The organism is uncultured Flavobacterium sp., assembly GCF_963975005.1.
Lineage (GTDB): Bacteria > Bacteroidota > Bacteroidia > Flavobacteriales > Flavobacteriaceae > Flavobacterium.
Genome location: NZ_CAXBFR010000110.1, coordinates 1 through 9,737 on the forward strand (window position 1 = coordinate 1; position 9,737 = coordinate 9,737).

Below are 9,737 nucleotides of genomic sequence, written 5' to 3' on the forward strand. Positions count from 1 at the left end.
CAGCAGATTCAGTTGAAAAAGTCGAAGTAATTACTAACCCTTCTGCACGTTATGATGCTGAAGGTGGTGGTGGAATTATAAATATAGTTTTAAGAAAAGGAAAAGCACAAGGAATAAATGGTTCTGTTATAGCTTCTGTGGGTGATCCTACTGCTTATGGCTTGTCATCAAATATTAATTTTAGAAGTGAATCCTTTAATTTGTTTTCAAATTTTGGATATAACTATAGAGATGCTCCAGGAAACTCTTCAACCGATGCCCAATATTTTAATAATGATGGAACAACCAATAGCTTCATATATGAAAAAAGAACTAATCAACGTTTAAATAGAACATTCAATGCAAATTATGGAATTGATTTATTTTTAACTAAAACTGCTTCTTGGACACATGCTTTAACTTTTTCTAAAGAATCAGGTTCTAATCCAGATGATGTTTTTTTTAATTATTATGATGCAGATTTTAATCCGACTTTCGTTAGAAATCGTTTAAATGATCAATTGAGTAAAGAATATAGTATTGAATATTCTTCAATATTTACTAAACAATTTAAAGAAGAAGATCATAAATTAACTGCAAATGTTGCTTTTTCTAAAAATCAAGATAATGAAAACTCAATAATTTATGACCAAATTATTGGTGATCCATCAACTCTTTTTACAGATGTTACACTTAATAACCAATCGCAATTAAGAAACTTATTACAAGCTGATTATGTTTTACCAATTGGAAAAGATTCAAGATTCGAAGCTGGTTATCGAGGTAATTTTCAAAATAACTTAACCGATTTTAGAGTTAATGAAAATTCTATTTTTACAAACTTATTAGAATATAAGGAACATGTAAATGCTTTTTATGCTCAATATGGTTCTAAATTTAATAAATTCTCATACTTTTTTGGACTACGATGGGAAGATAGTAATATTGAAGTAAATTCAATTACAGTCAATGATTACAACACAAAAAAATACAATAACTTCTTTCCTTCTGCTACTTTAAATTATGAAATAAATGATGATAGTAACATAACTTTAAGTTACAGTAAAAGAATTAATAGACCTAGAGGAAGGTTCTTAAATCCTTTTTCAAGTTTTTCTAGTAATATTAATATTTTTCAAGGTAATCCAGATTTAGACCCTTCTTATACTAATGTAATAGATTTAGGTTATTTAAAAAAATGGGATAGACTTACTTTTAACACTTCTATATACTTTAACGTTACCGATAATACATTTGAATTTATCAGAAAAGAATCTGGTGAATTTGTAACTTCTATTAATGATGGTCAAGATATTGTTGATCCAATTACTGGTGTAATTACTCCAGTTGGTGAGCCAGATACAAGAACTCCAGTTATTATAAGTACTCCAATTAATTTAGCTAAAGAATATAGAACAGGGTTTGAAATGAATGCCAATTATACTCCATACAAATGGTGGCGTTTAAACGGAAATTTCAATTTTTATAGAGTTGAAAATAAGGGAGATTATAAATACACAAACTTTCAAGGAATTGATGTAGTTCAAAACTTTGATAATGTTGCTTCAACTTGGTTTACTAGAATAACATCAAGAGTAACTTTACCTTATAAAATAGATTGGCAAACAAATGCTACTTTTAATGCAGCACAAAAGAATGCACAAGGTAAAAGATTAGATATGACAACTGTCAACCTTTCGTTTAGTAAAGATATTTTAAAAGACAAAGGTTCACTTGCTTTAAATGTAAGTGATTTATTTAATTCAAGAAAAAGAAGAAATGTAGTAGATTTGGATAATGTTTCATCTTATTCAACTTTTCAATGGAGACAAAGACAAATAACTTTAGCCTTCACTTATAGATTCAACAAGAAAAAAGAACGTGAAAATCAACGAGGCAATGAAGGTGGTGATGACATGATGGGAAAACCATAAACATAAAAAAAGCTCTTTAGTACTAAAGAGCTTTTTTTTTGATTAAAAACAAAAATTACTTTTCGTCTTTTTCATCTTTGTTCTTATTTCTCTTTTCTTTGATTAGTTCCATAATAGCTCCTCCTAACCAATAAGGCACGAAAGCAACTAAAAAAAACATAACCCAGAAACCAATCGTTAAGATGGTTAAGAATAATAAAAAGCCTAAATACTGATCAAATTCAAACATGTTTTCCGGAATTTTAATGAATTCTCTACAAATATAAAGCAATTATATTTTTTAGCAATAAATACTTCAATTTATTTTTAAAAAGGTTTTAGAATGATTAATTTTGGGAACTTCATTCGAAGTTTAAACTTTGAGACAACTGAAACTAAAAAAACAAAATAATAAATATAAAAATGGAATACAGAATAGAAAAAGACACCATGGGTGAAGTTAAAGTTCCTGCAGATAAATATTGGGGAGCTCAAACAGAACGTTCAAGAAATAATTTCAAAATAGGACCTTCTGCTTCAATGCCAAAAGAAGTAATCATGGGATTTGCTTACCTTAAAAAAGCAGCAGCTTATGCTAATTGCGATTTAGGTGTTCTTTCAACAGAAAAAAGAGATGCTATAGCACAAGTTTGTGAAGAAATTTTAGCCGGAAAATTAGAAGATCAATTTCCATTAGTAATTTGGCAAACCGGTTCAGGTACACAAAGCAACATGAATGTAAATGAAGTTGTAGCTAACCGTGCTCAAGTTTTAGCTGGATTCAAGATTGGTGAAGGTGAACCAGTGGTTAAAGCAAATGACGATGTAAACAAATCACAATCTTCAAACGATACTTATCCAACAGGAATGCACATTGCAGCTTATAAAGCAGTCGTTGAAGTAACTATTCCTGGAGTAGAAAAATTAAGAGATACTTTGGCTGCAAAGTCAAAAGAATATATGAATGTTGTAAAAATTGGACGTACACACCTTATGGATGCTACTCCACTTACACTTGGACAAGAACTTTCTGGTTATGTAGCGCAATTGAACTATGGTTTAAAAGCTGTTAAAAATACTTTAGCGCATTTATCTGAAGTAGCTTTAGGTGGAACAGCTGTTGGAACTGGATTAAATACTCCAGCAGGTTATGATGTAAAAGTAGCAGAATATATTGCCAAATTTACAGGAATGCCTTTCATAACCGCAGAAAATAAATTTGAAGCTTTAGCAGCTCACGATGCAATTGTTGAATCTCACGGTGCATTAAAACAATTAGCTGTTTCTTTAAATAAAATTGCTAATGACATAAGAATGATGGCTTCTGGACCTCGTTCGGGAATTGGAGAAATTATTATTCCAGAAAACGAACCAGGTTCTTCAATTATGCCAGGAAAAGTAAATCCAACACAATCTGAAGCTTTAACAATGGTTTGTGCTCAAGTTATGGGTAATGATGTTGCCATCACGATTGGAGGAACACAAGGTCATTATGAATTAAACGTATTTAAACCAATGATGGCTGCTAATTTCTTACAATCAGCTAGATTAATTGGTGATGCATGTATGTCATTTGATGAACATTGTGCTTCTGGAATTGTTCCTAATTACTCAAGAATTAAAGAATTAGTTGATAACTCTTTAATGCTAGTTACTGCATTAAATACTAAAATAGGATATTACAAATCAGCTGAAATCGCTCAAACATCGCACAAAAACGGAACAACTCTAAAAATTGAAGCTGTTCGTTTAGGTTATGTGACTGAAGAAGATTTTGATGCTTGGGTTAAACCAGAAGACATGGTTGGCTCTTTAAAATAGTTGACAGTGTTCAGTTTCTAGTGTTCAGTTACATTTTTTAGTAAAAATAAAATAGTAAAATTTAAAAACTAAATAATCTGTGATAATTAGTACTAATCTGTGTAAAAATATTATCTTAATGAACCTTAATTTCTTAATGGTTTTAAATAAATAAAAATGCAAAAAATAATAAATCGTTTTATAAGTTACGTGACTATTGATACAGAATCTGATCCCAATTCAGATACAACTCCAAGTACAGCTAAACAATGGGATTTAGCCAACAAATTGGTAGACGAATTAAACGCAATGGGAATGCAAGATGTTACCATTGATGAGAATGCATACATCATGGCAACTTTACCTGGTAATGTGGAACATGATGTTCCAACAATTGGTTTTGTTTCTCATTTTGATACAACACCAGATTTTACTGGAGCAAATGTAAATCCGCAAATAATTGAGAATTATGATGGAAAAGATATTATTCTGAATGCTGAACAAAACATAGTTTTATCACCAAATTATTTTGAAGATTTGCTACTTTACAAAGGACAAACCCTTATTACAACTGATGGTACTACTCTATTGGGTGCAGATGACAAAGCTGGAATTACAGAAATCATGACAGCCATGGAGCATTTAATCAATCATCCAGAAATTAAACACGGAAAAGTTCGTGTTGGATTTACTCCAGATGAAGAAATTGGTCGTGGTGCACATAAATTTGATGTAGCAAAATTTGGCGCTGAATGGGCTTACACAATGGATGGAAGTCAGATTGGTGAATTAGAATACGAAAATTTTAATGCCGCAGGAGCTAAAGTTACGTTCAAAGGAAAAAGTGTTCATCCTGGTTACGCTAAGGGAAAAATGATTAATTCAATGTTATTGGCAAGTCAGTTTATTGCAAAATTACCTGTTAATGAAGTTCCTGAAAAAACAACAGATTATGAAGGGTTTTTCCACGTGCATCATTTAAATGGTTCAATTGAAGAATCAACCGTTGAATTAATTATTCGTGATCACGACAAAGATAAATTTGAAGCTCGTAAAAAGTTGATCTATTCTATTGCTGATGAATTTAATGCAGCTTACCATAAACAGTTTGGCGAAAATATATGTGAAGCAGAAATAAAAGACCAATATTATAACATGAAAGAAAAGGTTACTCCTGTTTTTCATATTGTTGAAATTGCTGAAAAAGCTATGAAAGAACTAGGTATTGAACCATTAATCAAACCAATTCGTGGTGGAACTGATGGTTCTCAACTATCTTACAAAGGTTTACCTTGTCCAAATATTTTTGCTGGAGGGCATAATTTTCACGGAAAATATGAATATGTTCCTGTAGAAAGTATGGTAAAAGCAACTGAAGTAATTGTAAAAATAGTTGAATTAACAGCTAAAAAATAGATTTCTAGATATTCGGATTTTCAGATACTCAGTTATCTGAAAATCCAATTTCTGAATATCTGAACATCCTAAAAAATGAACAAAGATCCATTACACGGAATAAAATTAGTCGCTATTTTAGAAAAATTAGTCGCTGACTATGGTTTTGAAATTTTAGGAGAAAAAATAAACATTAAATGTTTTACTACTAATCCAACTATAAAATCGAGTTTGACTTTCTTAAGAAAAACTCCCTGGGCTAGAGAAAAAGTAGAACAATTGTATTTGAAATCAATAAAATAAAAATAATTGTGTTTTTGATTTTAAAATGATTTGGTATAAAAAAGTGTGAAGAATTGATTTTATTTACACTTTTTTTATAATTTTAATCGTAGAAGTAATAATTAATAATTATAATGTTAAGAAAAAAAATAGCTTGTCATAAAATTAAATACTATTTGTATTTTAGCAAATGAAGGTCATTAACTTAAAATAAAATTTACATAAATGAAAATAAAAATCCTCTATTTCGTCTTTATTTTTACTTATGTCACTAGTTTTTCACAAACGTCAGTAGGTTTGTTGTTTAATGATATAAATGCTTCTGAAGGCTATACTTTATTCACACCTCAAAGAAATAATGAAGTTTTTTTAATGGATAATTGTGGCCAAAAAATTCATCAATGGACCTTTACAGAATCTCCTGGGGCAACTTGTTATTTACTTCCAAATAGCAATCTATTAAGAGCTGGAAAAGATAATTTAGAAATTAGAGATTGGAATAATAATATTGTATGGTCATATCCTACTACAGCTAATGGAATAGCTCAACATCATGATATTGAACCCCTTCCTAATGGAAACATACTTTGTATTGTAAGCGATATATATACTTTAGCAAATATTACATCTGAAGGTAGAAATCCAGCTATAACTGACACAACTTTCAAAATTGATAAAATAATTGAACTTCAGCCAATTGGAATAAATAATGCAAACATTGTTTGGGAATGGAAGTTTATAAATCATTTTATTCAAGATTTTGATGCAACTAAACAAAATTATGGCATTGTTCAAAACCATCCAGAATTATTAGATCTAAATTTTACAAATGGTCAAGACTTTGATTACACTCACCTAAATGCTATTGATTATAATGCTAGTTTAGATCAAATAATGATTTCTGCACGTCATTTAAGTGAAGTTTATATTATAGATCATAGCACAACTACCTTACAAGCAGCAAGCAATACTGGTGGAAACTCTAATAAAGGTGGCGATTTTTTATGGCGATGGGGAAATTCTCAAGTCTACAAACAAGGAACAATAACCAATCAAAAACTTTTTCTTCAACATGATTGCAAATGGATAGAAACTGGTTATCTAGATGCTGGAAAAATAACAGTCTTTAATAATGAAGGTGACGGAAGTGGAACTTTCAGTTCGATACATATTATTTCACCTGAAATTGTAAATGGAATTTATACCAAAACGAACTCTCTTTTTAATCCTCAAAACTTTGAATTTTCTTGGAACGGAAGTATTCTTGGAACGGTTATTAATGAAGGAAAACAATCAGGAGTACAAAGTTTGCCAAATGGAAATCTATTCATTTGTGAAACATCATTGGGTAGAATTTCTGAGATAACAAAAACAGGGACACATTTGTGGTCTTATAAAAACCCTACAGGGCCAATTGTAAATTCAAATTATACTATTTATGCACAAAATAGCACTATTCCTTCAAACTTAAATGGAATTTTTAGAGCCGATAAATATCCTTCAACTTATGTTGGATTTAATAATTTAGTTTTAAATTCGAATGGAATTATTGAAAATTCAAATACAGTTTCAAATACTTGTACTACTTTGAATTCTGATGTTTTTATTAATAATTCAATAACGATTTTGAACCCTATAAAAAACAATATTCAGTTTAATAAAATTTTAAATAATTATAAAATTACAATATTTGATTCTGGTGGTAGAAAAGTTTTTCAATTAAAATCTTTTTATGGAACAAGTTTTAAAATTGACTTATTACCGGCTTTATATCATGTGCAACTTGAAAAAGAAAATAAAGTACAAAGACTAAAAATAATTATAAATTAAATAAAACATAAAAAAACGACACAACTACTTTTACTTCTGTTTTTTCCTTCAATGGGACTCTCAATCTACTACGTCATTATCAATTCCTTTTTCGGAAAATTTTCAAAATGGAACTGTATTTCCTAATTCTTGGTTTCTGATAATACGGACTGAGTTATTTCTATTTGGTCTACAAATAGTTCAACCGTTATTAACCAAGAAGGGACAGTGGATAATTTTGCAATTGTTTTTGTAACAAGTGTGAATCAACCAGATAAAGATTATTGGTTATTTTCACCATTACTATCATTTACCTCTAGAATAAATTACATTATCAATGTAAAATTCAATTCATATAATGTTGGAGGTGTAACTGCTGATCAAGCCTTTTAACTTTACTTAGTAGATACTGCAAGTTCAAAAGCATCAACTCAAATAAGTTTAGGAAATTTTAATAGCATCACTCAAAATAGTGTTTATCAAGCAAATGATGGAAGTGATTTATTAACATTAGCATACAACACAGGATCACCTTTTACTCCAGCAACTTCTGGAAATTATAGAGTCACCATTCATGCAAACAAATCTGGAAATGCTGCACCATTATTTATTTTTAGTGTAGAAGTAACAGCTCCAGTTGCATCAACAGAAAGTTTTAATTCTGATTCTATTGCCTTTTTTTATAATTTAAAAACGGATAATTTAGAATTAGATTCTTCAACATCACAAATTGAATTTAAGGAACATATTAATGAGGCAAAATATGAAAAGACTAAGGCAAATCGGTTAGAAAAAATAAAACCGATGATTCTTTCGAACATCGGTTTAAATGATAAATATAGAAAATAATTTTATTTCTGTGCATTCATTTTAGAACTCATTTCCATTGAAATTGAATTTCTTTCCATTTTTATTTTTCCTGCCATAGTTTCAATTACAACTGAATCTGCAGCTAATTCTGCAATTTTACCGTGAATTCCTGATTTAGTTATAACCTTATCTCCTACTTTTATACCTTGTTCAAAAGCCTTTTCTTTTTTAGCTCTTTTTTGCTGAGGCATAATCAATAAAAAATAAAAAACAGCAATCATTAAAACGATTTGTATTATTAAACTTGAATCCATAATTTTTATTTAGTGTTTTAAAACAGGTTTGTTAGGGTTTGGTTTTACGTTTGCTTTTATTTTACAAGTTTCTTTACCAACAGCTGTATTTGATGTAATAGTAACAGTTTTTTCTTGTTGACCTGGTTTTCCATTAGAATCGAAAGTAACTTTAATTGGAGCTGAATCTCCTGGTTTAATTGGATCTTTTGGAGGTTCAGGAACTGTACAACCACAACTTCCTACAGCGCTTACAATAACTAAATCTGCATCACCTGTATTTTTTAAAATAAATTCTGTTGTAACTTTGTCTCCTTCATTAATATTTCCGAAATCATGTTCTGTTTTGTCAAATTCTAAAACAGGTAATTTTCCAGAAGTTGCAGAAACTTCGTTGGCAACTTTCATATCAGCTTCAGTAATTTTTGATGAAGCATTGTCTTTACATGACGCTACTAAAAAAAAAGTAGCAATAGCAAATACTGGTATTAATTTTATTTTCATAATTGTTTATAATTTACATTAAACCTCTTCCTGATTTATTCAGTTTATTTTCTTCTTTATAATCTTTTATCAAATTATCTAAAATTCCGTTTATAAAAATACTACTTTTTGGTGTAGAATATTCTTTAGCAATTTCTAAATATTCATTGATGGTAACTTTAACTGGAATTGAAGGGAATTTTAATATTTCACAAATAGCCATTTTTAATAAAATAGTATCTATTTCTGCAATTCGTTCAGAATCCCAATTTGGTGTTTTATTTACATATTCTTTGGCTAATTCGCTTTCGTTTAAAAGTGTTTTAATAAAAAGTTGCTTGGCAAAATCCTTATCATCTTCATCTTTATATACTCTAGGAATATCAATTATACTAGATGGATTTTTTAATTGCTTTAACTGCTTGCTAATATAAGTATTCACTAAAGCATAATCATCAATCCAAGTTAATTTATTGTCTTCTAGATAATCATATAACCTATCATTTGGAGCAAGAACTTTTACAAATAAATCTACAACAAATTTAGCATCTTCTTGAAAAGATGAAACTTCAGTTGTCATATATGTAATGTAAATATCAGATTTTTTAATATCTTCTAATAACTGTAAAATTAAATCATCATTTAATTTCCAATGATTAATTTTTTTAGTTTCGATTGCTACAGATAAACTAGATTGATTTTCTAATAAGTTTAGCACTTCATTTTGTACAAACTTTCTGTTTGGATTTTTTTCTTCTGCAGAAGCTAAATGCTTTTTGGACGCTAAATTAAGATAGTTTTCTTCTTTGTTTTTTAACTCAATAAGAGCTGAAAAAAGCAAAAGATATAATTCTTGAATAGCTTCAATACTATAAAACAAAAATTTTTCTTCTCTGTTTAAATCGTCTGATTTATGCTGGTGAACGGCATAAATACTTTGCATTACTTTAACACGAATATGTCTTCTATTCAA

At 29.2% G+C, this 9,737-nt stretch carries 10 protein-coding genes; 6 read left to right on the forward strand and 4 right to left on the reverse strand.

Annotated features, from left to right (window positions below):
• A partial coding sequence (locus tag AACZ53_RS11710; protein WP_339838633.1) for an outer membrane beta-barrel family protein occupies nucleotides 1-1,913 on the forward strand: 1,913 nt, incomplete at its 5' end.
• 55 nt (nucleotides 1,914-1,968) lie between these two features.
• Here AACZ53_RS11710 and AACZ53_RS11715 read toward each other — a convergent pair.
• Nucleotides 1,969-2,142 (reverse strand): hypothetical protein, encoded by a 174-nt coding sequence (locus AACZ53_RS11715; protein WP_339838636.1) that lies wholly within the window; start codon nucleotides 2,140-2,142, stop codon nucleotides 1,969-1,971.
• A gap of 173 nt (nucleotides 2,143-2,315) precedes the next feature.
• Here AACZ53_RS11715 and fumC point away from each other — a divergent pair, with 173 nt between their 5' ends.
• The 5 genes from fumC (at nucleotide 2,316) to AACZ53_RS11740 (ending at nucleotide 7,571) form a co-directional block, all read left to right on the forward strand.
• A complete protein-coding gene (gene fumC, locus AACZ53_RS11720; protein WP_339838639.1) occupies nucleotides 2,316-3,713 on the forward strand; it encodes a class II fumarate hydratase in 1,398 nt (465 codons plus the stop codon).
• A 156-nt stretch (nucleotides 3,714-3,869) separates the two neighbouring features.
• The gene (pepT, locus tag AACZ53_RS11725) at nucleotides 3,870-5,108 is read left to right on the forward strand and encodes a peptidase T (protein ID WP_339838642.1); all 1,239 of its coding nucleotides are present in this window, start codon (nucleotides 3,870-3,872) and stop codon (nucleotides 5,106-5,108) included.
• 75 nt (nucleotides 5,109-5,183) lie between these two features.
• Nucleotides 5,184-5,390 (forward strand): VF530 family protein, encoded by a 207-nt coding sequence (locus AACZ53_RS11730; RefSeq protein ID WP_339838645.1) that lies wholly within the window; start codon nucleotides 5,184-5,186, stop codon nucleotides 5,388-5,390.
• A gap of 204 nt (nucleotides 5,391-5,594) precedes the next feature.
• The gene (locus tag AACZ53_RS11735) at nucleotides 5,595-7,199 is read left to right on the forward strand and encodes an aryl-sulfate sulfotransferase (protein ID WP_339838647.1); all 1,605 of its coding nucleotides are present in this window, start codon (nucleotides 5,595-5,597) and stop codon (nucleotides 7,197-7,199) included.
• A 207-nt stretch (nucleotides 7,200-7,406) separates the two neighbouring features.
• Nucleotides 7,407-7,571 carry a hypothetical protein gene (locus AACZ53_RS11740; RefSeq protein WP_339838650.1) on the forward strand — a complete coding sequence of 55 codons (165 nt, stop codon included), beginning with the start codon at nucleotides 7,407-7,409 and terminating at the stop codon, nucleotides 7,569-7,571.
• A gap of 458 nt (nucleotides 7,572-8,029) precedes the next feature.
• On the opposite strand, the gene yajC is transcribed toward AACZ53_RS11740, so the two are convergent.
• From yajC to nusB, 3 genes are all read right to left on the reverse strand, one after another.
• Nucleotides 8,030-8,302: a preprotein translocase subunit YajC gene (gene yajC, locus AACZ53_RS11745; protein ID WP_026715597.1), complete on the reverse strand. Its 273-nt coding sequence runs from the start codon at nucleotides 8,300-8,302 to the stop codon at nucleotides 8,030-8,032.
• Nucleotides 8,303-8,311: 9 nt separating this feature from the next.
• Nucleotides 8,312-8,785, reverse strand: a complete 474-nt coding sequence (locus AACZ53_RS11750; protein WP_339838655.1) for a DUF1573 domain-containing protein — start codon at nucleotides 8,783-8,785, stop codon at nucleotides 8,312-8,314.
• 13 nt (nucleotides 8,786-8,798) lie between these two features.
• A partial coding sequence (gene nusB, locus AACZ53_RS11755) for a transcription antitermination factor NusB (protein WP_339838658.1) occupies nucleotides 8,799-9,737 on the reverse strand: 939 nt, incomplete at its 5' end.

Bases quoted from the DNA above. Each gene is read 5' to 3' on its own strand.
- AACZ53_RS11715 (WP_339838636.1), bottom strand. From the start codon at position 2,142: ATGTTTGAATTTGATCAGTATTTAGGCTTTTTATTATTCTTAACCATC.
- fumC (WP_339838639.1), top strand. From the start codon at position 2,316: ATGGAATACAGAATAGAAAAAGACACCATGGGTGAAGTTAAAGTTCCT.
- pepT (WP_339838642.1), top strand. From the start codon at position 3,870: ATGCAAAAAATAATAAATCGTTTTATAAGTTACGTGACTATTGATACA.
- AACZ53_RS11730 (WP_339838645.1), top strand. From the start codon at position 5,184: ATGAACAAAGATCCATTACACGGAATAAAATTAGTCGCTATTTTAGAA.
- AACZ53_RS11735 (WP_339838647.1), top strand. From the start codon at position 5,595: ATGAAAATAAAAATCCTCTATTTCGTCTTTATTTTTACTTATGTCACT.
- yajC (WP_026715597.1), bottom strand. From the start codon at position 8,302: ATGGATTCAAGTTTAATAATACAAATCGTTTTAATGATTGCTGTTTTT.
- AACZ53_RS11750 (WP_339838655.1), bottom strand. From the start codon at position 8,785: ATGAAAATAAAATTAATACCAGTATTTGCTATTGCTACTTTTTTTTTA.